General features: G+C 61.6%; 20 protein-coding genes and 1 pseudogene. 8 read left to right on the top strand and 13 right to left on the bottom strand.

Annotation, left to right across the window (positions count from 1 at the left end; genetic code table 11):
* The first annotated feature begins 311 nt into the window (after positions 1–311).
* The gene (nirB, locus tag RGV59_RS19480; protein WP_017846423.1) at positions 312–2,873 is read left to right on the top strand and encodes a nitrite reductase large subunit NirB; all 2,562 of its coding nucleotides are present in this window, start codon (positions 312–314) and stop codon (positions 2,871–2,873) included.
* Positions 2,873–3,235, top strand: coding sequence for a nitrite reductase small subunit NirD (nirD, locus tag RGV59_RS19485; protein ID WP_126585593.1), 363 nt, complete (start codon positions 2,873–2,875; stop codon positions 3,233–3,235). Before nirB ends, nirD begins: the two co-directional genes overlap by 1 nt.
* A 74-nt stretch (positions 3,236–3,309) precedes the next feature.
* Here the strand turns inward: nirD and RGV59_RS19490 are convergent, their stop codons facing one another.
* Positions 3,310–4,350 (bottom strand): methyl-accepting chemotaxis protein, encoded by a 1,041-nt coding sequence (locus tag RGV59_RS19490; RefSeq protein WP_411567472.1) that lies wholly within the window; start codon positions 4,348–4,350, stop codon positions 3,310–3,312.
* Between the two features lie 252 nt (positions 4,351–4,602).
* Positions 4,603–4,875, bottom strand: a pseudogene (locus RGV59_RS31800) (PAS domain-containing protein); the annotation flags it as partial.
* Positions 4,876–5,088: 213 nt separating this feature from the next.
* Between RGV59_RS31800 and RGV59_RS19495 the strand changes: the two are divergent.
* Positions 5,089–7,287 carry an OsmC domain/YcaO domain-containing protein gene (locus RGV59_RS19495; protein WP_102617019.1) on the top strand — a complete coding sequence of 733 codons (2,199 nt, stop codon included), beginning with the start codon at positions 5,089–5,091 and terminating at the stop codon, positions 7,285–7,287.
* Between the two features lie 485 nt (positions 7,288–7,772).
* Here the strand turns inward: RGV59_RS19495 and RGV59_RS19500 are convergent, their stop codons facing one another.
* Positions 7,773–8,939 carry a cystathionine gamma-synthase gene (locus RGV59_RS19500; RefSeq protein WP_126585595.1) on the bottom strand — a complete coding sequence of 389 codons (1,167 nt, stop codon included), beginning with the start codon at positions 8,937–8,939 and terminating at the stop codon, positions 7,773–7,775.
* A complete protein-coding gene (locus tag RGV59_RS19505) occupies positions 8,936–10,312 on the bottom strand; it encodes a pyridoxal-phosphate dependent enzyme (protein WP_126585596.1) in 1,377 nt (458 codons plus the stop codon). Before RGV59_RS19505 ends, RGV59_RS19500 begins: the two co-directional genes overlap by 4 nt.
* Positions 10,313–10,567: 255 nt before the next feature.
* Between RGV59_RS19505 and atzF the strand changes: the two genes are divergently transcribed.
* The gene (gene atzF / locus RGV59_RS19510; protein WP_126585597.1) at positions 10,568–12,364 is read left to right on the top strand and encodes an allophanate hydrolase; all 1,797 of its coding nucleotides are present in this window, start codon (positions 10,568–10,570) and stop codon (positions 12,362–12,364) included.
* Between the two features lie 2 nt (positions 12,365–12,366).
* Positions 12,367–13,101, top strand: coding sequence for a GntR family transcriptional regulator (locus RGV59_RS19515; RefSeq protein ID WP_126585598.1), 735 nt, complete (start codon positions 12,367–12,369; stop codon positions 13,099–13,101).
* Here the strand turns inward: RGV59_RS19515 and dapA are convergent.
* The 3 genes from dapA to RGV59_RS19530 all read right to left on the bottom strand — a co-directional run bounded on the left by dapA (position 13,076) and on the right by RGV59_RS19530 (position 15,771).
* Entirely contained in the window at positions 13,076–13,927 is an 852-nt protein-coding gene (gene dapA / locus RGV59_RS19520) for a 4-hydroxy-tetrahydrodipicolinate synthase (protein WP_126585599.1), read from the bottom strand. The genes RGV59_RS19515 and dapA overlap by 26 nt on opposite strands.
* 363 nt (positions 13,928–14,290) lie before the next feature.
* A complete protein-coding gene (locus tag RGV59_RS19525; protein WP_322247030.1) occupies positions 14,291–14,776 on the bottom strand; it encodes a VOC family protein in 486 nt (161 codons plus the stop codon).
* A gap of 38 nt (positions 14,777–14,814) precedes the next feature.
* Positions 14,815–15,771 carry a LysR family transcriptional regulator gene (locus tag RGV59_RS19530; RefSeq protein ID WP_126585600.1) on the bottom strand — a complete coding sequence of 319 codons (957 nt, stop codon included), beginning with the start codon at positions 15,769–15,771 and terminating at the stop codon, positions 14,815–14,817.
* A gap of 143 nt (positions 15,772–15,914) precedes the next feature.
* Here RGV59_RS19530 and RGV59_RS19535 point away from each other — a divergent pair, with 143 nt between their 5' ends.
* The gene (locus tag RGV59_RS19535) at positions 15,915–16,319 is read left to right on the top strand and encodes a RidA family protein (protein WP_017846411.1); all 405 of its coding nucleotides are present in this window, start codon (positions 15,915–15,917) and stop codon (positions 16,317–16,319) included.
* A gap of 76 nt (positions 16,320–16,395) precedes the next feature.
* Here RGV59_RS19535 and RGV59_RS19540 read toward each other — a convergent pair whose 3' ends face one another.
* A complete protein-coding gene (locus tag RGV59_RS19540) occupies positions 16,396–17,562 on the bottom strand; it encodes an MFS transporter (protein WP_046486042.1) in 1,167 nt (388 codons plus the stop codon).
* A 94-nt stretch (positions 17,563–17,656) separates the two neighbouring features.
* Between RGV59_RS19540 and RGV59_RS19545 the strand changes: the two genes are divergently transcribed.
* Positions 17,657–18,550, top strand: coding sequence for a LysR family transcriptional regulator (locus RGV59_RS19545; protein ID WP_017846409.1), 894 nt, complete (start codon positions 17,657–17,659; stop codon positions 18,548–18,550).
* A gap of 224 nt (positions 18,551–18,774) precedes the next feature.
* Here RGV59_RS19545 and RGV59_RS19550 read toward each other — a convergent pair whose 3' ends face one another.
* The 4 genes from RGV59_RS19550 to RGV59_RS19565 all read right to left on the bottom strand — a co-directional run bounded on the left by RGV59_RS19550 (position 18,775) and on the right by RGV59_RS19565 (position 22,044).
* A complete protein-coding gene (locus RGV59_RS19550; protein WP_017846408.1) occupies positions 18,775–19,158 on the bottom strand; it encodes a hypothetical protein in 384 nt (127 codons plus the stop codon).
* Positions 19,155–19,367: a hypothetical protein gene (locus tag RGV59_RS19555; RefSeq protein WP_046486048.1), complete on the bottom strand. Its 213-nt coding sequence runs from the start codon at positions 19,365–19,367 to the stop codon at positions 19,155–19,157. Before RGV59_RS19555 ends, RGV59_RS19550 begins: the two co-directional genes overlap by 4 nt.
* Before the next feature lie 364 nt (positions 19,368–19,731).
* Complete coding sequence (locus RGV59_RS19560; protein ID WP_126585601.1) at positions 19,732–21,198, bottom strand: DUF726 domain-containing protein; 1,467 nt, start codon at positions 21,196–21,198, stop codon at positions 19,732–19,734.
* A 225-nt stretch (positions 21,199–21,423) separates the two neighbouring features.
* Positions 21,424–22,044: a LysE family translocator gene (locus RGV59_RS19565; protein ID WP_126585602.1), complete on the bottom strand. Its 621-nt coding sequence runs from the start codon at positions 22,042–22,044 to the stop codon at positions 21,424–21,426.
* Positions 22,045–22,173: 129 nt separating this feature from the next.
* Here RGV59_RS19565 and RGV59_RS19570 point away from each other — a divergent pair, with 129 nt between their 5' ends.
* Positions 22,174–22,899, top strand: a complete 726-nt coding sequence (locus tag RGV59_RS19570) for a hypothetical protein (RefSeq protein WP_126585603.1) — start codon at positions 22,174–22,176, stop codon at positions 22,897–22,899.
* Between the two features lie 104 nt (positions 22,900–23,003).
* Here RGV59_RS19570 and RGV59_RS19575 read toward each other — a convergent pair whose 3' ends face one another.
* The gene (locus RGV59_RS19575; RefSeq protein ID WP_126585604.1) at positions 23,004–25,160 is read right to left on the bottom strand and encodes a TonB-dependent siderophore receptor; all 2,157 of its coding nucleotides are present in this window, start codon (positions 25,158–25,160) and stop codon (positions 23,004–23,006) included.
* Between the last annotated feature and the right edge of the window lie 141 nt (positions 25,161–25,301).

The raw sequence follows: 25,301 nt of genomic DNA on the forward strand, positions 1-25,301 counted from the left end.
AAATGCACTTTTATGACGCCGGAGCGCACCAGTTGGAGGCACAACCAGCGGTGTCTGGCAGGGTTGAGCACCGTTTGCAGCCTTTGCGACGGGCATGGCGGCTGGTTGGCACAGAGCCTGCAAGCACTCTGTACAACCCACCTCGGTCAACGACGATCGACAGGCCATACAGGTCATGGGCACCAGCGGTAGAACCGGCGAAGACGTCCGGATCGACCCCGCATCAGAACAGGCAAAGGCGCCTGGAACCGCAAGGTTTCAGGCGTTTTTTTTGCTTTTTAAACCGTGATGAGCTTTGTCGGGTGCTTGATATGAATTCCACTCTCGCCAGTCTGAAACAGCTGAAAACCCTGATCGTCGTCGGCAATGGCATGGTCGGCCATCATTGTGTGGCGCAACTGATCGAGCGCGGCGCCCTGGAGCACTATCGCCTGCATGTGTTCAGCGAAGAGCCGATGCGTGCCTATGACCGCGTGCATTTGTCCGAATACTTCACTGGCCGTGATGCCGAGTCGCTGGCGTTGTCGCACGCTTCGCTGTACCAGACGCCGGGCGTGACCCTGCACCTGGGGGCGCCGGTACTGGAAATCGACCGCGCCCGCCGCGAGGTGATCACCGCCACAGGCAGCGTGGCGTATGACAAATTGGTCCTGGCAACCGGCTCTTACCCGTTTGTGCCGCCGATCGACGGCGCGCAAGGCGATTCGCGGCTGGTCTACCGCACCCTTGAAGACCTCGATGCCATCCGTGGCGCCGCCGCGAATGCGCGGCGTGGTGTGGTGGTCGGCGGTGGCCTGCTCGGCCTGGAAGCCGCCAACGCCCTGAAAAGCCTGGGCCTTGAAGCCCATGTGGTGGAGTTCGCGCCGCGCTTGATGCCGGTGCAACTGGATGACTTCGGCGGGCTGGCGCTCAAGGCGCAGATCGAGCGCCTGGGCGTGGGCGTGCATTTGTCCCGCGCCACCCAATCGATCAGCGCAGGCGAGCAGTACCGCTATCGCATGAACTTTGCCAATGACGAATTTCTGGAAACTGATCTGATCGTGTTCTCCGCTGGCATCCGCGCCCAGGACGCACTGGCCCGCCAGGCCGGCCTGGAGATCGGCCCGCGCGGCGGGGTGGTGATCAACGATGAATGCCTGAGCAGCGACCCGGACATCTACGCGATCGGCGAGTGTGCGTCGTGGAACGGCAGTCTGTTCGGCCTAGTCGCGCCGGGTTACCAGATGGCCCGAGGGGTGGCCGCCCTGTTGTGCGGGCAGACCGCCGAGCCCTTTGTCGGCGCGGACATGTCGACCAAACTCAAACTGCTGGGGGTGGACGTGGGTTCCATCGGCGACGCCCATGCACACACCCCCGGTGCGCGCAGCTACCAGTTCATCGACGAGGCTAGCGCCAGCTACCGGCGCCTGGTGGTGGACGCCAGCGGCAAGCAGGTGATCGGCGCGGTGCTGGTCGGCGACAACAGCTATTACGACACCTTGCTGCAGTACATGCAGAACGGCATTGCGTTGCCGTCCGAACCGGCCGGCCTGATCTTGCCGTCGTCCGCCGGCGCACCGAGCCTCGGCCCTGGCGCGTTGCCGGAGTCGGCCACCGTCTGCTCCTGCCATAACGTCACCAAAGGTTCGATTTGCGCGGCCATCGACAGCGGTTGCGCCGACCTCGGCCTGCTCAAGGCGCAGACCAAGGCCTGCACCGGTTGCGGCGGCTGCGCCGGTTTGCTCAAGCAGGTGTTCGAGCATGAACTGGTCGCCCGTGGCGTCAGCGTCGACAAGAGCCTGTGCGAACACTTCGCCTACACCCGTCAGGAGTTGTATGCGCTGGTACGCGTGGAAGGGGTGATCACCTTCGAAGAGTTGCTGGCCAAGCACGGCCGTGGCCACACCGGTTGCGATGTATGCAAACCGGCGGTGGGCTCGATCCTGGCGTCGTGCTGGAACCAACCGATCATGGACGCCTCGCTGGTGCCGTTGCAGGACACCAACGACACGTTCATGGCCAATATGCAGAAGAACGGCACCTATTCGGTGGTGCCGCGTATTCCGGGCGGCGAAATCACCGCAGAAAAACTCATCGCCATCGGTGTGGTCGCGCAGAAATACCAGCTCTACACCAAGATCACCGGCGGCCAGCGTATCGACCTGTTTGGCGCGCAACTGCATGAGCTGCCGGACATCTGGGCCGAGCTGATCGACGCCGGGTTTGAAACCGGGCACGCCTACGGCAAATCCACGCGCACGGTGAAGTCGTGCGTCGGCAGCACCTGGTGCCGCTACGGCGTGCAGGACAGCGTGAAAATGGCGCTGCTGATCGAGGACCGCTACAAGGGCCTGCGTTCGCCGCACAAGCTCAAGTTCGCGGTGTCCGGCTGCACCCGCGAATGCGCCGAAGCGCAAAGCAAAGACGTCGGTGTGATCGCCACCGAGAAGGGCTGGAACCTCTACATCGCCGGTAACGGCGGCATGCGCCCACGCCACGCCGAGCTGTTCGCGACCGACCTGGATGACGCCACGCTGATCCGCTACATCGACCGCTTCCTGATGTTCTACATCCGCACGGCCGACAAATTGCAACGCACCTCGGTGTGGCGTGAAAGCCTGGAAGGCGGCCTGGATTTCCTCAAGGACGTGATCCTCGACGACAGCCTGGGCCTGGGCGCCGAACTCGAAGCGCAAATGCAACTGGTGGTCGACCGGTACGAATGCGAATGGGCCAACGCCCTCAAAGACCCGGAAAAACTCAAACGCTTCCGCACCTTCGTCAACGACAAACGCCCGGATCCGGACATCCATTTTGTCCACGAACGCGGCCAGCGCCGGCCGATCATGGCCGCCGAACTCAACCTGATTCCCGTCATCGAGGAGCTTGCCTGATGAGCCAGTCCAACACTTTGCGTAACCTTGCCACCTGGAAAAGCGTGTGCAGCGAAAGCGACCTGGTGAACAATTCCGGCGTGGTGGTGTGGTACGACGGCGCACAAGTCGCGCTGTTCTACCTGCCGGACGCGCCGGACCAGACCCTCTACGCCATCGACAACCATGACCCGGAATCCGGCGCGAACGTGATCGGCCGCGGGCTGGTCGGCAGTATCAAGGGCGATCTGGTGGTGGCTGCGCCGATCTACAAACAGCATTACCGTCTGGCGGACGGCCAATGCCTGGAGGCACCGCAGCAGCGCTTGCGGGTATGGCCGGTGCGGTTGAATGCGGGGGTGGTGGAGTTGGGGGCGAGTTGAGGCGAGGTCGGCCGAAGGCGCCCATCCTCCAGCTGCCTGCGGCATGTGGAGAATGGGCGCGTGCCTATCCGCCGTCAGCGGTTGAAGCGTTCAACCAGTGCGTATTGGGTGGACGCGGTGTGGGTCAGTTCCTTGCTCAGGTCCGCGGACTGATGGGCCTGGACCGACGTCTGGTCGGCCAGTTCGGCGATGGTGGTGATGTTGCGGCTGATCTCTTCGGCCACCGCGCTTTGTTCTTCGGTGGCGGCGGCGATCTGGGTGGTCATCTCGGTGATGTGGGACACCGCTTCGCTGATGCCGACCAGCGCCTGGTCGGCCTCAAGTACCCGGGCCACGCCTTCCTGCGCCTGGCGCTGGCCGTGTTCCATGCTTTGTACAGCGTTGCTGGACGATGCCTGGAGCTTGGTGATCAAGTCATGGATCTGGGTGGTGGAGTGCGACGTGCGTTGCGCCAATTGGCGGACTTCGTCGGCGACTACGGCAAAGCCGCGGCCCATATCCCCGGCACGCGCCGCCTCGATCGCGGCGTTGAGGGCCAGCAGGTTGGTCTGGTCGGCGATGCCTTTGATCACGTCGACGACAGTGCCGATTTCGTCGCTGTCGCGGGCCAACTGCGCCACGGTGACACCGGTTTCGCCGACCACGGCGGAGAGGCGCTCGATGGCTTCGCGGGTATCGCGGGCCACCTCGCGGCCACGCCCGGTCAGCACGTTGGCTTGCTGGGTGGCATCCGCGGTGCGCTGCACGTGGCTGGCGACTTCCTGGGTGGTTGCGGCCATCTGGTTGACGGCGGCCGAGACCTGCTCGGTTTCGACGCGTTGACGGTCAAGGCCGGTCGAACTGGCCGTGGCCAGTCGGTTGGATTGCCCGGCCAGCGCGTTGAGCTGCTCGGCACTGTCCTGCAGGCGGGTGAGGCAGGTTTTCAGCCGAGCGTTCTGGCTGAGGAACGCGGTTTCCAGGCGGCCCTGGGGGCCGCGTTCATCGCTGTACATCTGCGCAATCAGCGCATCCGAGGTCGACGGTTCGATGCCCGAAAGCAAGCGTAACGTTGCACGCCGACGCACCTGCGCGCCGATCATGCTTACGGGCACCGCAACGGCTACCGCCACGGCCATGGCCAGCGGCGCACTGAGGAACAGCCCGCCCACGGCGCCGGCAAGCCCGGTGGCGACGTAGGGCACGCTGTCGAATAACGTCGACAGCCAACTGTCCCGGCGCGAAACCGCCGATTTGTTCTGGCTCAAACGCCGGTAAAGCGCCTGGGCACGTCGGATTTCATCGGCGCTCGGCTTGACCCGTACCGACTCGAAGCCCACCACGCGGCTGCCTTCGAAGATCGGTGTAACGTAAGCATTGACCCAATAATGGTCGCCGTTTTTCGAGCGATTCTTGACGATACCCATCCACGGCAGGCCTTGCTTGAGCGCGCACCACATATGGGAAAAAACGGCTGAGGGGACGTCGGGATGGCGCACGATATTCTGCGGGGCGCCGATCAAGTCGGCGCGTTCAAAACCACTGATATCGACAAAAGCATCGTTGCAGTAAGTGATCATCCCGTTAACATCAGTTGCGGAGATGAGCTTCTGCGAAGGCGCGAGGGAAATCTCGCGCTGTGTCACGGGTTGGTTATTGCGCATTCGACTACTCCCAGAATTGCCTGTAGGACATCGGCAAGCATTCAGATAAGTTGAAGACCGATTGTCTGACAATCTCAAACAGCAACATTTCACCGGTCTAAATCAGGTATTCAGCCCTGTCAGTCGGCGGCCGAAACGCGAAAGCACAAGACTTCAAACGCAAATACCGGATAATGGCGGCCAATTTGAAGTTCGCTATTTTGGTAATCCCGTATGGAAATTAAGGTTAACTTTCTCGACAACCTTCGGCTTGAAGCCAAGTTCGATGACTTCACGGTGATCGCCGATCAACCGATTCGCTATAAAGGCGACGGGTCGGCGCCGGGGCCATTCGATTACTTCCTGGCTTCGTCGGCATTGTGTGCGGCGTACTTCGTGAAGTTGTACTGCGAGACACGCAATATCCCCACGGACAATATCCGGTTGTCGCAGAACAACATTGTCGACCCGGAAAACCGCTACAACCAGATTTTCAAGATCCAGGTGGAATTGCCGGCAGACATCTCCGACAAGGATCGCCAAGGCATCTTGCGCTCTATTGACCGTTGCACGGTGAAGAAAGTGGTACAGGCCGGCCCTGAGTTCGTGATCGAAGAGGTGGAAAACCTCGACGCCGACGCCCAGGCCCTGTTGATGCCCAATTCCACTTCCGAGGCGGGCACCTACATCGTGGGCAAGGACCTGCCGCTGGAGCAGACCATCGCCAACATGTCGGGCATCCTGGCCGGCCTGGGCATGAAGATCGAGATCGCCTCGTGGCGCAATATCGTGCCGAACGTGTGGTCGCTGCATATCCGCGATGCCCATTCGCCGATGTGCTTCACCAACGGCAAGGGCGCGACCAAGGAAAGCGCGTTGGCCTCGGCGTTGGGCGAGTTCATCGAGCGCCTCAACTGCAACTTCTTCTATAACGATCAGTTCTGGGGCGAAGAACTGGCCAACGCGCCGTTCGTGCATTACCCGGACGAGCGCTGGTTCCAGCCTGGGCGCAAGGATGAACTGCCAGCGGAAATCCTCGACGCCTACTGCCTGAATATCTACAACCGCGACGGCGAGTTGCGTGGCTCGCACCTGTTCGACACCAACTCGGGCAATGAAGACCGCGGGATTGTGGCACTGCCGTTTGTGCGCCAGTCGGACGGCGAGGTGGTGTATTTCCCGTCCAACCTGATCGAAAACCTGTACCTGAGCAATGGCATGAGCGCCGGCAACACCCTGGCCGAAGCCCAGGTGCAGTGCCTGTCGGAGATCTTCGAGCGGGCGGTCAAGCGTGAAATCATCGAAGGTGAATTCGCCCTGCCGGATGTGCCGGCTGACGTGCTGGCCAAGTACCCGAGTATTCTGGCCGGGATCCAGGGGCTGGAAGCCCAGGGCTTCCCGGTGCTGGTCAAGGATGCCTCGCTGGGCGGCGAGTTCCCGGTGATGTGCGTGACCTTGATGAACCCGCGTACCGGTGGTGTGTTTGCCTCGTTCGGCGCGCACCCGAGCCTGGAAGTGGCGCTGGAACGCAGCCTGACTGAATTGCTCCAAGGCCGCAGTTTCGAAGGCCTGAACGATCTGCCGCAGCCGACGTTCGAAGGTCACGCAGTGACCGAGCCGAACAACTTCGTCGAGCACTTTATCGACTCCAGCGGCGTGGTCTCGTGGCGCTTCTTCAGTGCCCGCTCGGATTACGAATTCGTCGAGTGGGACTTCTCCGGCCAGGGCGAAAACTCCAACGCAGAAGAAGCCGCGACGCTGTTCGGCATTCTCGAGAACATGGGCAAGGAATCCTACATGGCGGTGTATGAGCACCTCGGTGCCACCGCCTGCCGCATCCTGGTGCCGGACTACTCGGAAATCTATCCGGTGGACGACCTGATCTGGGACAACACCAACAAAGCCCTGTTTTTCCGCGCCGACATCCTCAACCTGCATCGCCTGGACGACGCGCAACTCAAGGCCCTGGCCGAACGCCTGGTGGAAAGCGAACTGGACGACTACACCGATATCACCACCTTGATCGGTATCGAGTTCGACGACAACACCGCCTGGGGCCAACTGACCATCCTCGAATTGAAGCTGCTGATCTACCTCGCCCTGCAGCAATACGAGGAAGCGAAGGAAGCGGTGGAAATGTTCCTGCAGTACAACGACAACACCGTCGAGCGCGGCCTGTTCTACCAGGCGGTGAACGCGGTGCTGGAGATGGAACTGGATGAAGACCTGGAATTGGCGGACTACGAGGCCAACTTCCGGCGGATGTTCGGTAACGAGCGGATGGATGCGGTGATCGGCTCGGTCAACGGCAGCGTGCGCTTTTATGGATTGACGCCGACCAGCATGAAGCTGGAAGGGCTGGACCGGCATCTGCGCTTGATCGAGAGCTATAAAAAACTGCATAGCGCGCGGGCCAACATCACGTCAGCCTGACGCAGCATCCAGTGTGGGAGGGGGCTTGCCCCCGATAGCAATCTGTCAGTCACTGAATCAGGAGACTGGCCACCGCTATCGGGGGCAAGTCGAATCGTCGCACCGCCCCTCCCACATTAAGATGGAACTGGCAGACTACGAGGCGTCTGCAAAAACTGCACGGCACGCGGGCCAACATCACGTCAGCCTGACGCAGTATCCATTGTGGGAGGGGGCTTGCCCCCGATAGCAATCTGTCAGTCACTGAGTCAGGAGACTGGCCCACCGCTATCGGGGGCAAGTCGAATCGTCGCACCGCCCCTCCCACATTAAGATGGAACTGGCAGACTACGAGGCGTCTGCAAAAACTGCACGGCACGCGGGCCAACATCATGTCAGCCTGACGCAGTATCCAGTGTGGGAGGGGGCTTGCCCCCGATAGCAATCTGTCAGTCACTGAATCAGGAGACTGGCCCACCGCTATCGGGGGCAAGCCCCCTCCCACATTAGATATGTGCCAACGCTTGCGCGAGGTCTGCGCGCAAGTCCTCCACGTCCTCGATCCCCACCGACAACCGCACCAACCCATCGCCAATCCCCAATTGCGCCCGCGTCGCTGCCGGGATGCTGGCATGGGTCATGATCGCCGGGTGTTCGATCAGGCTTTCCACGCCGCCGAGGCTTTCGGCCAGGGCGAAGAGTTTGACGTGTTCCAGGAAACGCCTGGCGCCGGCCAGGTCGCTGTTCAATACCACCGAAATCATCCCGCCAAACCCGCGCATCTGCCGACGTGCCAGGGCGTGCTGGGGGTGCGAGACCAGGCCCGGGTAGTGAACCCGCGCCACCTGCGGTTGGTGTTCGAGCCAGCTCGCCAGGTCCAGTGCATTGCTGCAATGGCGCTCCATGCGCAGGGCCAGGGTTTTCACGCCGCGCAGGGTCAGGAAGGCGTCGAACGGCCCGGCGATGGCGCCGACCGAGTTCTGCAGGAAGCCCAGGCGCTCGGCCAGTTCGGGGTTGTCGCCGACAATTGCGATGCCGCCGATCACGTCGGAGTGGCCATTGAGGTATTTGGTGGTGGAATGCACCACGATGTCGCAACCCAGCTCCAGCGGGCGCTGGATCCACGGGCTGGCGAAGGTGTTGTCGGCCACGCAGAGGATGCCGCGGGCGCGGCAGATGCGCGCGATGGCGCTGAGGTCGGTCAGGCTCAGCAGCGGGTTGCTGGGCGTCTCGACCCAGACCATGCGCGTGTCGTCCTGCAACGCCGCTTCAAACGCCTGCACATCGCTCAAATCGACAAAACTGAAACGGTGCCCGGCGCTGCGTTGGCGCACCTTGTCGAACAGGCGGAAGGTGCCGCCATACAGGTCGTTGCCGGAGACGACATGGCTGCCGGCATCCAGCAACTCCAGCACGGTGGAAATCGCCGCCAGCCCCGAGGCAAAGGCAAACGCCTGGCGGCCGCCTTCCAGGTCGGCCACGCAGCGCTCCAGGGCGAACCGCGTGGGGTTGTGGGAGCGGCCATAGTCGAAGCCCTTGTGTACGCCGGGGCTGTCTTGCCGGTAGGTGGAATTGGCGTAGATCGGCGGCATCAGCGCGCCGGTGGTCGGGTCGGGCGATTGCCCGGCGTGGATCACACGGGTGGCAAACGCGCTTTTATCGGGCTGACTCATGCAAGGGATCTCCGCAGGTGATTGAGCAGGTCGACACGGGTGATCAGGCCATGGAAGCCCGACGCGTCGGCGATGATGGCGACCAGGCCGCGATCCAGCTCCGCCTGCAACTCGGCGAGGCTGGCGCTGGGGTCGAGCGTGTGTACGGTTTCGGTCATGGCGCTGGCGACGATCATGGAAAAGTCCGCGGCGTCGTGGTGCAGGCCCAGCAGGATGTCGGATTCGTCGATCACACCCACCAGTGCCTGGCCGTTCACCAGCACCGGCAATTGCGAGACATCGGCCAGGCGCATGCGCTGGAAGGCCGTGAGCAGGGTGTCGTCGGGGCTGACGCTGATCACGCGGCCGTCTTCGAAGCGCCGGGCGATCAGGTCGCGCAGGTCGCCGTAGTGCTTGTAGTGCAGCAAGCCCGCGTCGCTCATCCATTGGTCGTTGTAGACCTTCGACAGGTAACGCGTGCCGGTGTCGCAGACGAAGCTGACCACGCGCTTGGGCGCGGTCTGTGCGCGGCAGTAGCGCAAGGCTGCGGCGAGCAGGGTGCCGGTGGACGAGCCGCCGAGAATGCCTTCGGCCTTGAGCAACTGGCGGGCGTGGTCGAAGCTCTCTTCATCGCTGATGGAATAGGCGTGGCGCACGCTGGACAGGTCGGCAATCGAGGGGACGAAGTCTTCGCCGATGCCTTCCACCGCCCAGGAACCCGGGGTGACCAGGGTGCCGCTGCGGCTGTATTCGGCCATCACCGAACCGACGGGGTCGGCCAGCACCATCTCCAGCGCCGGCTGCACCCGCTTGAAGAAGCGCGTCAGCCCGGTGAGCGTGCCGGCCGAACCGACGCCGACCACAATCGCGTCGAGGTCATGCTCGGTCTGCGCCCAGAGCTCCGGCGCGGTGCTGGTTTCGTGGGCGAGCGGGTTGGCCGGGTTATTGAACTGGTCGGCGAAGAACGAGCCCGGGATGTCCTTGGCCAGGCGCGCAGCCACGTCCTGATAGTACTCGGGGTGGCCTTTGCCGACATCGGAGCGGGTGATATGCACTTCGGCGCCCATGGCCTTGAGGTGCAGCACCTTTTCGGTGGACATTTTGTCGGGCACCACCAGCACCACCCGGTAGCCTTTCGCCCGGCCCACCAGCGCCAGGCCCAGCCCGGTGTTGCCGGCGGTGGCTTCGACAATCGTGCCGCCGACGCGCAGGCGGCCGTCGCGCTCGGCGGCGTTGATCATGGCCAGGCCGATGCGATCCTTGATCGAGCCGCCGGGGTTTTGCGATTCGAGTTTGAGAAACAGCGTGCAGGGGCCTGTGTCGAAGCGGCTGATCCGCACCAGCGGAGTGTTGCCGATCAGTTCAAGCACGGCGGGGCGGGCAAGCGTGGGCATGTCGTCACCTGGGTGTAGGGTGGGGGACAGCAAACGGCAAAGCGTGGCTTGGAACATAGGCCGCTATTGCACGGGTCGCAACTGCGCGGTCGGCCGGCTGTCTTTTTTTGGCGCATGAGCGAAGGCTCGGTGCGCCATCGGTGGGCAGTCTTGCCGCGCCGCCTGGGCGCGAACCCGCGCAATCGTTGGGTGTGCGCAGTTGGCCTGGGGTTTGCTAGAAACAAATCCAAACTTGGATACAAGATGGAGACCCTTATGCAGAGTGTTATCGGCTGGACCCTCGGCGAATGGCGTGAGGCCTATCGCAACGGGACGATCACCCCGGACATCGTGCTGACCCTGGCCGCGCAATACGCCGCCGCCGACAACGCCTGGATCGCCCGCGCGCGGCCTGAACAACTGACGGCGCAGTTGGCGCAATTGAGCGAGCGGCTGGCGGCAGTCGGTGGCGATATGACCCAGTTGCCGTTGTATGGCGTGCCGTTTGCGATCAAGGACAACATCGACGCGGCCGGTTGGGAGACCACGGCGGCGTGTCCGGAATTTGCCTACGCCCCGGCGTCGGATGCGAGCGTCGTCGCCAAGCTGCGTGCGGCCGGTGCGATCCTGATGGGCAAGACCAACCTCGATCAGTTCGCCACCGGCCTGGTGGGCACCCGCTCGCCGTATGGCGCGGTGGCCAACAGCTTCAATCCGGCGTATGTCAGCGGCGGTTCCAGCTCCGGTTCCGCCTCGGTGGTCGCCCGGGGTTTGGTGGCGTTCTCCCTGGGTACCGACACCGCCGGCTCCGGTCGTGTGCCGGCGGGGTTCAACAATATCGTCGGGTTAAAACCCAGCAAAGGTCGCCTGTCCAATACCGGCCTGGTGCCTGCGTGCCGCACGGTGGATTGCATCTCGGTGTTTGCCCTGACCGTGGAAGACGCCGAATCCGTGGCGCAAGTGGCCGAAGGCTACGACGCGAGCGACGCCTATTCCCGCGCCAACCCCCATACCGCGCCGGTGGCGGTGGGGCGTGCGATCAAACTCGCTATTCCGGCGACTCTGGAGTTCTTCGGCGATACCCAGAACCAGGCCGTATTCGAGCAGGCCGTCGAGCGCTTCAAGGCGTTGGGTGCGCAGATCACCCCGGTGGATTTCAGCCCGTTCAAGGCGCTGGCGGACCAGTTGTATTTCGGCCCATGGGTCGCCGAGCGCACGGTCGCCCTGCACAGCATGCTTGAACAGCAGCCAGACGCGATCAACCCTGTGGTGCGCGGCATCGTCGAAAACGGGCTTGAGTACAGCGCCTGCGACGCCTACAAAGCCGAATACCTGCGCGCCGACCTGAGTCGGCGCATCAACGACACGCTGGCGGGCTTCGACGCATTGCTGGTGCCGACCTCGCCGACGATTCGCACCCAGGCCGAGATGGCGCTGGAGCCGGTGCGCTACAACTCGCAATTCGGCTATTACACCAACTTCACCAACCTGGCGGACCTGTGCGCGCTGGCGCTGCCCGCCGGCTTGCGCGCAGATGGCTTGCCCAGCGGCATCACCTTGTTGGCGCCGGCCTGGCACGACACGGCCCTGGCCCACTTGGGCAAGCGCTGGCAAGCCGGCCTCGGCCTGCCGCTGGGCGCCACCGCGCGCGAGTTGCCCGTACCGGCCGCACCAACCCCCGCGCCCGGCAGCGTGCGCCTGGCGGTGGTCGGCGCGCACCTGAGCGGCATGCCGCTGAATTTCCAACTGACCACGCGCAATGCGGTGCTGGTGGAGCAAACGCTGACCGCCGACAGCTATCGACTCTACGCGCTACCGGGCACGGTACCGCCCAAGCCGGGGCTGGCCAGGGCGGACAGTGGCCGCTCGATCATCGTCGAGCTGTGGGACATGCCCATCGCCCGCTTTGGCGAGTTCGTCGCCGAAGTCCCCGCACCGCTGGGCATTGGCAACCTGAGCCTGACCGACGGGCGCAGCGTCAAAGGCTTTATCTGCGAACCCTGGGCCCTGGCCGATGCGCTCGACATCACCGAATTCGGCGGCTGGCGCGCCTTTATCGCGAGCCGGGGCTAAGCATGCCGGGCTCAACCCTGAAAAATCCCAAGGCGCGCCCCGACAGCCTGGCCGAACGCATCTACGCGCAGCTCAAGGCGGATATCTTCGACTTTCGCCTGCTGCCGGGCGACCGCTTCAGCGAAGGCGAAGTGGCCGAGCGCATGAACGTCAGCCGCACCCCGGTGCGTCAGGCGCTCTATCGTCTGGAGAAGGAAGGTTACCTGGAGGTGTACTTCCGCAGTGGCTGGCAGGTGAAACCGTTCGACTTCACCTACTTCGAAGAGCTGTATGACCTGCGGATCATTCTGGAACTGGCGGCGGTCAACCGTTTATGCCTGATGGATGAACCGCGCCCTGCACAGTTGCAAGGGTTACAGGCGATCTGGCAGGTGGAGGAGGGCGAACGCCAGCAGGACACCCAGGTGGTGTCCGAGCTGGATGAGCGCTTTCACTGCGCCTTGGTGGAAGCCACCGGCAACCGCGAAATGGCGCGCATGCACTACGCCATTACGGAAAAAATTCGCATCATCCGCCGGCTCGACTTTACCCAGGTTTCGCGGATCGCGGCGACCTACGAAGAACACGCGCAGATACTCGACGCTATCCTGCAACGGCGCGGTGAAGAGGCGCAGCAGCTGCTCAAGCGGCATATCGAACTGAGCAAGCAGCAGGTGCGCAACATCACGTTGCACCGGTTGCAGGTGGCGCGGGACACTCAGTCAAGTGGCTTCACAGCAACGCTTGCAGACGGCTGACGGTGGCATCGCCGGCCCGCTGCATCGGTGCGCGCAATTCACTGCCGATCAGCCCCTGCAAGGCCAGCGCCGCCTTGACCGGTGCCGGGTTGGGCTCCATAAACAACGTATCGATCAACGGCAGCAACTGGAAAAACGTCTGCCGCGCCTCGCTCAACTGGTTATCCCGCACCTGCTGCCACAGCGCCACGAACTGCTCGGTGTGTACATGTGCCGACGCTGCGATCGCCCCAGTGGCGCCAAGGCACAACGCGTTAAAGATCTGGATGTCCTCGCCACACAGCACATCCACCGCCCCACTGGCCAGCAGCGCCAGGGTATTGCCCAGGTTGCCGCCACAGTCCTTGACCGCGACGATGCGCGGATGGGCGACGATGTTCAGCAGCGTGGCCTGTTCGAAGGTCGCGCCGGTGCGATAGGGAATGTCATAGAGAATGATCGGCACGCCGGAGGCGTCGGCCACCGTGCGGAAGAACGCTTCAAGGCCGCTCTGGGACGGACGGATATAGCTGGGCGCCGGCACCAACAGACCGGCCACCGGGCGTTTGAGGATTTCGCCCTGGAACTGCAACAGCTCAATCTGGTTATATCCCGCCAGGCCCATCACCACGCGGTGCGCCGGCACCCATTGCAACACCGCATCCAGCACCGCCAGTTGTTCCTGGCGGCTCAACGCCGCGGCTTCGCCCGTGGTGGTGCAGACCATGATCCCGGCCACGTGCTTTTCCAGCAGATGCTCGACCAGCCGGCGCAAGCCGATAAAGTCGATGGCGCCGTCCTGAAACGGCGTGACCACGGGAACCCAGATACCTTGAAACGCTGACATGCACTCTCTCCTGATGATTGACCGATTAAGTCACCGTCAGAAGGGCAGAAGGAATTGTGCAAGGGCAGGGTGTCCGTCGCGCTCAATGTCCTGTCAGCTCATCTGACGGGACAGCGCGCCCCGGTCACATGAGCGACTGTTTCTTCGATTTGAGGGCGCGCGCAACGCAACCTTGCGCCTTGGCGATCAAGCCAATGACGGAAAGGTTAACGGAAGACGTTGCAAGCATGAGCTGACACACCCTGAATGAGGGCTCCATCTTCAGGGGGTGTGAGTAAATGTGTCAAGCCCTGCGTAGTTACCGGCAGGTTGCACGGCCCAGGCACTTGAACAGTGCCTGGGCGGTGAAACGATCGTTGTCGGTCAGGGATTAGCCACTGCGGCCTCAATCGCGGCAATGTCGATCTTGGTCATGGTCATCATCGCCTCGAAGGCTCGCTTGGCCGTCGCCGGGTCGGCATGGGTCACGGCGGCCGACAACACACGCGGCGTGATTTGCCACGACAGGCCCCACTTGTCCTTGCACCAACCGCAGGCACTGGCCTGGCCACCGTTGTCGATGATGGCGTTCCACAGCCGATCAGTCTCGGCCTGGTCATCGGTAGCCACCTGAAAGGAAAACGCCTCGGTGTGCGGGAATGCCGGACCGCCATTCAGGCCGAGACACGGGATGCCCAGCACGGTGAACTCGACGGTCAGAATGTCGTCGCCCTGTTTACCTGCTGGATAATCCCCCGGCGCGCGGTGTAACGCCTTCACCGCACTGTCCGGGAAGGTCTTGGCATAAAACGTCGCAGCGTCCAGGGCGGTGCCGTTGTACCAGAGGCACAGGGTGTTTTTGTTGTTCATGTTCGGTCTCCACGGTGAATGGGTGTGTGGAGTTTAGATCAGGGTGAAGGGCGGATGCGGTGTTGCGAACCGAGTACCGCGGCCTCGCTGACAGGCGCATGCTGCGCCATCAGCTCCGCGACCCAGTCGATGAACACGCGCACCTTGATGCTGATATGCCGGTTCGGCGGAAATGCCACGTAGATCGGCATCGGATCGAGACGCCAGTCCTTGAACAGGGGCACCAATTCGCCGCGTGCTTCGTAGGCCGTGGACATGTACTTGGGCAGCCAAAGCACACCCAGCCCGGCCAGGCCGGCCGCGAGGTAGGCGTTGCCATCGTCGACTGCCAGCGCATAGCGGCCTTTGACCTGGAGGCTCTCAGCGTGGTTGCGCATGGAGTAGGGCAGGGCTTTACCGGTGCGCGCCCACAAGAAGCCGACGATACGGTGTTGCGAATCTTCCAGCTCCCGCGGATGCGCGGGGATACCGACGCGGGCCAGGTAGCTCGGTGCGGCGAAAACGCCAAGCTGGAGGTCGCCAACCTTCCGGGCCATCAGCGACTGATCCTTTATCTCGCCGCCGCGCACCACGCAATCGATGTTCTCACCGATCATATCCACGATCCGGTCGCTGACGCCCATGTCGATCTGGATGTCCGGGTAGCGCAGGTAAAACTCGGGCAATGCGGGGACTAGAATCATGCTGGCCAGGGGGCTTGGCACATCCACTCGCAATCGCCCCCTGGGCAGCGTCGAGGCGCCGGACAGGCTGGTCTCGGCGTCGTCCATGTCGGCCAGCAGTCGTAACACTCGCTCGTAATAGACTGCACCGTCGGCCGTGACGTTGACTTTGCGCGTGGTGCGGTTAAGCAATTTAACCCGCAACCGTGCCTCCAACTGCTGTACCAGTTGTGTCACGGTGGTCTTGCTCATGTGCAGTGTTTCGGCCGCTTTGGTGAAGCTGCCAGCTTCCACCACGCGAGCAAACGCCTGCATCGCATCAAAACGGTCCATTGCTAACCCCCGCTCTCGATTGGATTGTTTGGATTTTACAAACAGTGCTAGCTAGGGTTGCGTGTTTATCGCCCAGGTACAAGTCCATACAGTCTCTGCATCGTTAGTTCCGGGTCGGCTTTGACCCATTGATGGAGGCACCTATGACGCAGCGTGATGTTGTTTTTCCACCTGGACGCCAGGCGCTTTACGAGCGCAATCGCTATTCGCCGGCGATCAAGTCCAATGGTTTTTTATTTGTGTCGGGGCAAGTCGGCAGCCACGAAGACGGCTCGCCCGAACCCGATCTGGAGGCCCAGGTCCGACGCGCGTTCACCAACCTGAATGCAATCCTGGTCGCTGCCGGTTGCACCTTCGACGATGTGATTGACGTCACCGTCTTCATCGTCGATCCCGAGTCGACGTTCGAGACGATCTGGAAGGTTGTGCCGGAGTTCTGGGGCCGGGCGCCACACCCGACGCTGACCGGCGTGGGTGTCACGTGGCTGTATGGTTACCAGTTCGAGATCAAGGTGATTGCCAAGCTGCCGGAAGGCACCGGGGGATGATCTGGCCAGCGATTACGCAAGGGCGCGGTACCGAAAGCGGTTCATCCTGAACCGTTGGGCTGTGACAGCGCGCACGTCACACCACCGCAGTTGCAAGCGTTCTGGAACGCCAGGCAAAAGCCAACACCATCAGCAGCCCCAGCCCCGCCATTGCTGCTCCGGCCAGGGAAATCGCCGGATAACCCAGCCCGGCATTGATCACCGCTCCGCCCAGCGCCGCACCAATCGCGTTGCCTAAGTTGAAGGCGCCGATGTTCACCGCCGAGGCCAGATTGGGCGCGTCCTTGGCCGCTTCCATGACGCGCATCTGCAGCGGCGGCACCAGGGCGAAGCTGGCGATACCCCATATCAGGATGGCAACGGCGGCCGGCAGCGGCCAACGCATCAGTACGGTGAACGCGAGCAAGACGAGAATAAGCACGCTCAGTGAAACGATCAGGGTGCGATCTATCGAGCGGTCGGCGGCCTTGCCGCCCCACATGTTGCCCAGCGTCAACCCCACACCGAACAGCACCAGCATGGCGGTGATGTAGGCGGTGGACGCGTGGGTCTCGCTGCTGAGAATCGGCGCGATGTAGGTGAAGACGGTAAACATTGCCCCCGAGCCGACGACAGTGAGGGCCAGTGCCCCCAGCACCGGGCCACGGCCCAATACCCGAATTTCGGCCAGTACGCCGCCGCTTTGCGGCGCCGGCAGGTTGGGCAGGGCGAACCATAACGCAGCCATGGCCACCACACCGAGGCCGGTAATCCCCCAGAATGCGCTGCGCCAGCCGAACAGTTCGCCGAACCAGGCGGCCAGCGGCACACCGCCGATGGTCGCCAGGGTCAGGCCCATGAACATGGCCGCAACCGCTCCGGCACGTTTCTGCGGGGCAACCACGCTGGCGGCGACGATGGCGCCGACGCCAAAGAACGCACCGTGGTTCAGTGAGGTCACCACCCTGGCGACCATGAGGCTGTAGTAATCGGTCGCCAGGGCTGACATCAGATTCCCCAGGGTGAAAATCGCCATGAGTCCGATCAGCAGATAGCGCCGTGGAATCCTGCCGGTGGTCAGGGTCATCAGCGGCGCGCCGAGCAGTACGCCCAGGGCGTAAGCGCTGACCAACAGACCTGCGGCGGGAATGGAAACACCGAGATCCGCCGCGATGCCCGGCAACATGCCCATGGGGGCGAACTCGGTAACGCCGATGCCAAAGGCACCCATGGCGAGTGCGACAAGTGGTGGATTGATACGCATGGAAGGCTCCTTATCTATGCCGCCAATGCTACGATTCAGCCTTTTCAGGCGGTAGATAGCATTTTTGGCAATCACCTTTGCGTAAGGGGCACAAATGGACTTCAACGGCAGATCGGGTGAAATGGGCGTGTTCGTCAGCGTGGCGCAGGAAGGCAGCCTGTCGGCCGCCGCGCGGACATTGGGGCTGACACCCTCGGCGGTCAGTCGGATTATCGCCCGTACTGAACAGCGTCTTGGCACTCGGCTGCTGTTGCGCACCACCCGATCGCTCACCTTCACCGCCGAGGGCGAGGCGTTCCTGCGCGGCGCCCGGCGCATCCTGGCCGACATGGCCGAGGTCGAAGAAGCCATCGCCGACCAGGGCGTCCCAAGGGGGCGATTGCGCGTCAGCGCCGCGCTTGGTCATGGGCGGTTGGCGATCGTGCCCTTGGTGGCGGCATTCAGTGCGCGCTACCCGAACATCGTCGTCGACCTCACCCTCGGCGACGAAGTGGTCGACATTCTCGGCGGCCAGGCCGACGTGGCGGTACGCTTTGGTTATCTGCCCGACAGCCCGCTGACCGCACGCAGGATCGGCGCCACCGGCCAGGTAGTGGTGGCATCGCCCGCGTATCTGCAGCGCCACGGCATCCCCCTGGAACCGGAGGATCTACTTCGGCACAACTGCCTACGCTTCAACTTCCGACGTGCCGAACCCAACTGGCCATTCATCCGCGACGGAAAAGCGTTTTCCCTGAAGGTCAGCGGCAACATCGAATGCAGCAGTGGCGAAGCGCTGGCCCAACTCGCGCGAGTAGGTGCCGGCATTGCGCGTATCGGCGAATTCAGCGTGAGCGAGGACCTGCAGCGTGGCGATCTGATACCGCTGCTGGAAGCCTGGAACCCCGGCGACGAGGAACCGATTCATGCGGTGTTCGTGGGTGGCTCGGCAATGCCGGCGCGGGTGCGGTTGTTCGTGGACTTTCTGCTGGAACAGCATCGGATGTAGGTGCTGGCGTTAGCTGATCCTTGCGGATACTCGCGCGATGCTGTTTGCATTAAGCAAATAGTGAGCAACACCCGAATCCAAACTCATTCGAGTGCTAATAGAATGTTGCGCAGCAGCTGGCGAAGTGCCGAACATGAATTGTATTCGACCGCCGAGCAATAAATTTATTGGCTCGGAATTGGTCGTTTTGGGTGAGATGCCGGGGCCAACCGCGAAGCACTGTTTTAGCTGCGCTTAAGCGTGACTTTGTTGTCCGACTTACTCACTATCTTATAGTTGCCTCTTAACTTTTTTAACACGCTAAGGCTTCTCACCGAAACGGCCATGGAAATAGCCGCCGAAGTTGCTGCAGCCCCTAGAACGCTGAGGGCTCCGCCTGACCCGGCAACCGCAGCGAAGCCAGCAACCGGTGTGGCAACACCACCCGTACCGACGGTGGCTATGACGCCATAAAAGACTATGCATATAGAACCAATGGCCACAGCCCATGCAACCGTACCGGTAGCCTTTATCCGAATGGTTTTTTTTGCAAGATCGCCTTCAATCACGATGGTGTCTTCATTGCGGTTTACCGCGTCGGCTAGTTCTTTCTCTGTCGTTACGCTCATTGCTTGTCCTTCGTTTTTTTATTGCCGGCAATAATGAACCCGATGATTAAAAAAAGAATAATGATCGGTGGAAAAGCTACGCACAAAGCGATTGCGCCAAGTAGCAGCAGCCCGCCGATTATCACGCCTACCATTTCCCCTAAAAGTGGAAGCAATAGCTTGAACATAACGACGGCTAAAATAATTCCGGCTATTACGACAATAATCATGTGCGGCCTTATGTGGGTTGTGTTGGTTTTTAGAATATGTTTGTCGGGTCTGCACTAAAGGCCGTACCCCGGAATGATCCGGAAATCGTCGATTGAGCATCCATGTCCGTCGCGTGAATTTCTGATCTTCCAGTTTGAAATCCCATCGCGATCCTGCGTACTTTGCTTATCTGATACTTGGTTGGGCTTCTAAAATCCCCCTTCGCACGCTCAGGTTGTCGGCTGTCGCCCATCATTCTTTAGTTTTAAGGCATCCCTGCCAGTCATTCCCAATCCCCTCAGTGATTAATGATCTGCACTTCGCGGTACTCAAATAACAGTTTGAGGTGTCGAGGGCGAGGCACAGCCATTGAGCACGCTAGGGTTAGAGCAGCCCTTTGTTATTCAGCTTCAAGCGCGCATAGAAGAGAATCGCAACCGCGGGAATCAAGGCCGAGTAGCCGGGCTTGACTGCACTTTTCAGGTTCGTAACCGCCGCCTTGATGCGCTCGGTCGAAACCAGATGAGTGAGGGAGGGCAGTCGCGTTGCAGATCCCAGCGTTAACTCCTTGTTCTTACTGGTCAGCGTTGAGTGCGCCTTGCGATACACAGGGGCAGGTGCGCTAGGGGTCGAGAAGTAAGACGTAACGGTCAGGCTTGCCGCCAACGCATCGACCTGCTCAAAGTAAGCTTTCTCGGACATGACCTCCAAATGCTGGACAATGTCCTGTTTTGACGCGAGTACATGACCCTCACCGAAAGAAGAGTGGAAGCATTTGCTGATGAGCAACCCCTCCATCTCAATCACCCGAGCACAATCGTGCAACTCGTCTACCAAGTCGTAGTGTTCTGTCAGCATGAGCAGGATCTGTAGATACTTAAGACCGCGTCTACGCGCCAGGTTGGCCAAGCAGTGGCCGCCCAGTAGTTGGAATTCCTTAGTCAGCAGATACAGTGAATGGTCGGTCTCAAGGGTCGTCCAACTGCTGCTACGCAGGTGCTTGGCGACTTGATTGCGGATTCGATCGCTGGTCAGTTCGAGCAGGTCATAAATGAAGTGGTCGGTCACGACCGGATCGGGATTCTTGATGATCAGTTGGGGCTGATTCGACGCCGGCAGGCCACTTTTGTAGCCATGGAAGCCTGATGCCCTGAGTACTTGCTCCAGACGCGGCCAATAGTCTGTATGACCGAAGGACTCCATCCGAACGTTTTTGCAGTTACCGATTGGCTGGCGACCCGCGCTGCTTTCGCCCATATTCAATCGCAGAACGTCGTCATCTTTTGAGTAAGCATTGTACAGCCTGCAGTTTGTGCGCTTGCGGATGGCTCGAGCCTCGTCTCCCGACAATTCGGCAGCCGCCGCCATCAACAACACATCGCCAATTTCAAGATCGTGATCAGTTGGCCTGTCGAGCAGATCGAGTAGCGCACTCACGATGACCCGCCCGCCAAGCGAGTGCCCAACCAGATTGACCTTCGACACGTAGGGGTGATGTTTGAGCAGGTAGCCCTCAAGTTGCGAGAGCAGTGTCTTGCCCATGGCGGTGGCGCGCTTGCGGCTGGTGTTGAAGTGGACGGCGCGATCGGCCACTGCTGCCGCGGTACCCGCGAAGATGTTCAACCGAGCCATTGCCGCCACGCTACTGCTGGATAACTTATCGAACTGGCTCCAATGACCGGAAGGCCAGAACGCAAAGATGTTGATGCACTCGTGGAGGGATGACGGGATACATTTGCTCAGCGCGCATCGGTCTTCTATATCGTGGCCGGCTGAGTAGCCGTGGATAAAGATGTTGGCGACCTCGCCGGAGCGGTGGGGCAGGGTCAAGAACTTGAAGTTGTGGCTCACGCGACGCCCTTGTAGCAAATCGTAGATGAGCGAATGGTGGCATTTGGCTATTGCTGTTGTAAACGGATGTTTAGGCACAAAGGCGCGGGGCTAGACCTCGACTCAGTAGGGCCTGAACGTGGCTTGCTGCTTATTCGTCCCGAAAACGCGGTGTTGGTGTTTGAAGAGCAACCCATGAGGCCGACAGGCATCACCGCGCGCATCCCGCCGCCTTGAGAACGCCATTCAAGCCCGCCGCGCCATCAGCAACACCGTCGCCGCCGCAGACAACAGCCCCGCGCAGCAGCGATTGAACAACCGCTTGCCCCGTGGCTCGGCGAACCAGCGGCGCATGTGCAGGCCCATATAGGCGTAGAGGCTGATGGCGATCCATTCCAGCACCAGGAACAGTGCGCCGAGCAGGGCGAACTGTGGGGTGATGGGCTGGCCGGGCACCACGAACTGTGGGAGGAAGGCGGTGAAGATCAGGATGGCTTTCGGGTTGCCCGCCGCTACCAGAAACTCCTGACGCGCCAACGCCAATATTCCTACCTTGGCCGTAATCGATTCGTCCTGTGCCTGCGGATCGGCCCGCCACAGTTGCAACGCCAGATAGAACAGATACGCCGCACCGACGATCTTGATCGCGTAGAACAACAACTCCGACGTTTGCAGCACCACCGCCAACCCGGCGGAGGCGAGGGCGATCATCCCGGCGAAGGCGAGCAGGCGGCCGATGCCGGCGAGGCAGGCAGTGCGGTAGCCGTAGCGCGTGGCGTTGCTGACGGACAGCAGGTTGTTGGGGCCGGGTGCCATGTTCAGTGCGAAGCAGGCAGGTAGGAAGAGGGCGAGGGTGGTGAGGTCCATGGCGGTTCCGGGTACTGGCGGGGAGGGGCGAGGATAAAGGGGCTTGAGGGGGGAAGACAATCCAAGTCCTAAAGTTTGCCCCCTTGACGTCGATAACCGCTGTGAACCACTCAATCATGGACCGATGAAATGGTACTTACCCTCAGTTCTACCTATATCCCGCCCGCCAATACCCACCTTACGCCTGCCGACCAGATACTCGTGGCCAAGCCTCTGACGGACCTCGCGAAGGACGCCGTGGCCAGCGCCGGCCCGGCGGCTGTCTACCATCCCAGCGCAGACGCTGAACCAATGCAGTCGCTGGAGGCTATCGATACGTGGGTCGGCCGCTCCGCATCACGGGCGCTTCCTCGGATCATCGAGATCGCCAAAGGCGCGCAAAGCGTGCTGAACGTCACGTTCAAGACATTCCAGTCAACGCTCGCGGCGACTTATCCGGATTTGGCCGGCACGAAATACGGCTTTACGGTGGAGGCCGATGGCGCGTTGAAGGTGCTCAATGAAGCCGGTCAGCTCAGCAGTTCGCAGACTCAGCGGCTGACCCTGCTGCTTAATCAATCCAAGGATCTGAAAGCCGCCGCCATTACGTTCCGCGATGCATCTATCGATATGGTCGATGCTGATTCGCCGTGGTCCGGGAACTACCTGGGCCGCTACAGCCTGACCAAGGAGAACTTCGCCGCCACGATTGACCTGGTGCCATTGTTCAACAAACCAGGCTCGGTGCCTCCTCAGGAGTATGCCGACGGCTTTTTTTTCAGCCAGTTGGAGTACAAAGGCGAACTGGCCACGCGCGAGACGGAAACAGCGATGCTTGAGCGCCGCGGCGCGCAGGGGCTTGCATCGCTCTACTGATGGGGCTTGCGCGCCACTCTCAACGCACGGATGAAACCCGCGTTCGTGCGTCTTTTGCGCCTGCCTGAAGATCGAGAACGGCTACCCGAGCGGCCTCATCAGCGTCAGAAACTGTACTTCGCCGTTACCCCAAAGCTGCGCGGGTTGCCGTAGGTGTCGGTGGAGCCCCAGATCGGGCTGTTGCCGATCGCCGAGTAGTAGGTGCGGTCGAAGATGTTGTTGGCGTTCACTTGCAGGTCCAGGTGCTGGTTCACTTGGTAACCGGCCATCACGTCCGCCACCGCGTAGCTGCCTTGCTCCAGGCGATAGCTGCCGTTGGTGAGGGCGATGTCGTTGTACATGCGGCTCTGCCAGTAGACGTTGCCACCGATGCGCAGTTTTTCCAGCGGGCCCTGGAAGCGGTAGGACGTGGTGAGTTTGAACAGGCGCTCCGGTGTATCGGAGCTGAAGCGCTGGTTGTCATTGGCCGGGTCGCTGTCCTTGATGAAATGCGCGCGGGTGTAGGTGAAGCCGCCGCCGACTTGCCAGTTTTCGGTGAGGGCGCCTTGCAGTTCCAGGTCGATGCCCTGGCTGCGCACCAGGCCGGCGGCTGCGTAACAGGTGAGCACCGGGCAACCGGCCTGGGTGGCGGCGGTGGTGGCGCGGTTTTTCTGGTCGATCTGGAACACCGCCAGGCTGGCGTTGAGCGCACCGTTGAAATATTCGCCCTTGATGCCGACTTCGTAGTTTTCGCCCACGATCGGTTCCAGCACCTTGCCCGAGAGGTCCTTGCTGCTTTGCGGGTTGAAGATGTCGGTGTAGCTGGCGTAGACCGAGTGGTGCTCGTCGAGGTCGTAGATCACCCCGGCGTAGCGCGTCAGGTTGCGGGTGACTTTGTAGTCGCCGTCCTGGCTTTGGCGGTCGTCATAGTCGTACCAGTCCAAGCGTGCGCCGAGGATCACCTTGAGCGGGTCGGCCAGGTTGAGGCGCGTGGTCAGGTAGACGCCGTCCTGGGTGGTGAGGGTGTGGGTTTTGCCGTTGCGCTGGAAGTCGGGTTTGGCGCCGTTGAGCGGGTAATTGGTGTCGTAAGGGCTGTATTCCTTGGAGGTGGCGTCGTAGATGCGTTTGCTGGTGCCGACCACCACTTCGTGGGTGCGGCCGAAGGCGTCGACCGGGCCGCTGGCGAAGGTGTCGAAGGCGTACTGTTTGTCGTCCTGATGCGACTGGTAGGCGGTGCGCGCCAGCTCGGTTTGGTAGCGCGATTGGTAACTGCCGGTGAACACGCCGTCCAGCTGTGACGCGGAGCCGGCGACGTTGAGTTTCCAGCCATTGTCGAAGCGGTGCTGGATGTCGCCGAATACGGTGTTGATCGTCAGCTCCTTGTTTTCCCAGTCGCTGCCGGGGTTGGTGGAGCGGGGCAGGTTCAGGTGATGGCCGTCGGTGCCGATGGGCAGGCCGCCCCAGAAGAAGTTGGTCTGGTCTTCCTGCCGGGAGAAACCGAGGGTGGCGGTGGTGTCTTCGCTGAGGTCGGCTTCGCTGATCGCGTAGAACAGGCCGTGGTCGCTGGTTTCGTTGTCGCGGAAGCTGTTGGCGTCGCGGTACGAGCCGACGACGCGGCCGCGCAGGGTGCCGCTGTCGTTCAAGGCGCTGGAAGCATCGAGCTCCATGCGATAGTCATCCCAACTACCGGCCGCGCCAGTGATCGACACCTGCGGCGTAGCGGTGGGGCGCTTGCGCACGAAGTTGATCGCCGCCGAAGGGTTGCCGGCGCCGGTGACCAGGCCGGTCGCGCCGCGGATCACTTCGACCCGGTCGAACATCGCCAGGTTGGGCTGCACGCTGTTGGCGTAACCCGAATAGGCGCTGGGCAGACCATCGAACATCATGTTGTCGATGTCGAAGCCGCGCGAGCTGTAGGTCTGCCGGCCGGGGCCGCTGGACTGGCTGAGGAACAGGCCGGGGGTGTTCTTGACCACATCGTTGACGCTGGTCATGGCCTGGTCGTCCATGCGTTGGCGGGTGATCACGGTCACGGCCTGCGGGGTTTCGCGCATGGTCAGCGGCAACTTGGTGGCTGTGGCCATAGCACCGGTGGTGTAAGACTGGGTGCCTTCGGTGGTCTCGCCGAGTGCCTGGCCGCTGATCTCGGTGGCGCCCAGTTCAAGCGGTGCCGCTGCCTTTTCGGTATCGGCCGCCAGCGTTGTCTGGGTGCCGCTGAGGCAAATGGCCAATGCCAATAGGCTGGGTGAAAAACGCGTACCGACAGGTTGTTGAACGGACATGAATCTGAGCCTCCCCCGAGCGCCATCCATGGCGAATAATAAACGTATTGATAATTATTCGCGTAAGTGTGACAGATTAGATCCGCGCAAAAAAGACTTGGGGGAGAATTGCTTAACAACTTTTTCACATCTGTCGGGGGG

Origin of the sequence: Pseudomonas sp. FG1, from assembly GCF_034313875.1 — a bacterium.
Classification (GTDB): Bacteria; Pseudomonadota; Gammaproteobacteria; order Pseudomonadales; family Pseudomonadaceae; genus Aquipseudomonas; species Aquipseudomonas veronii.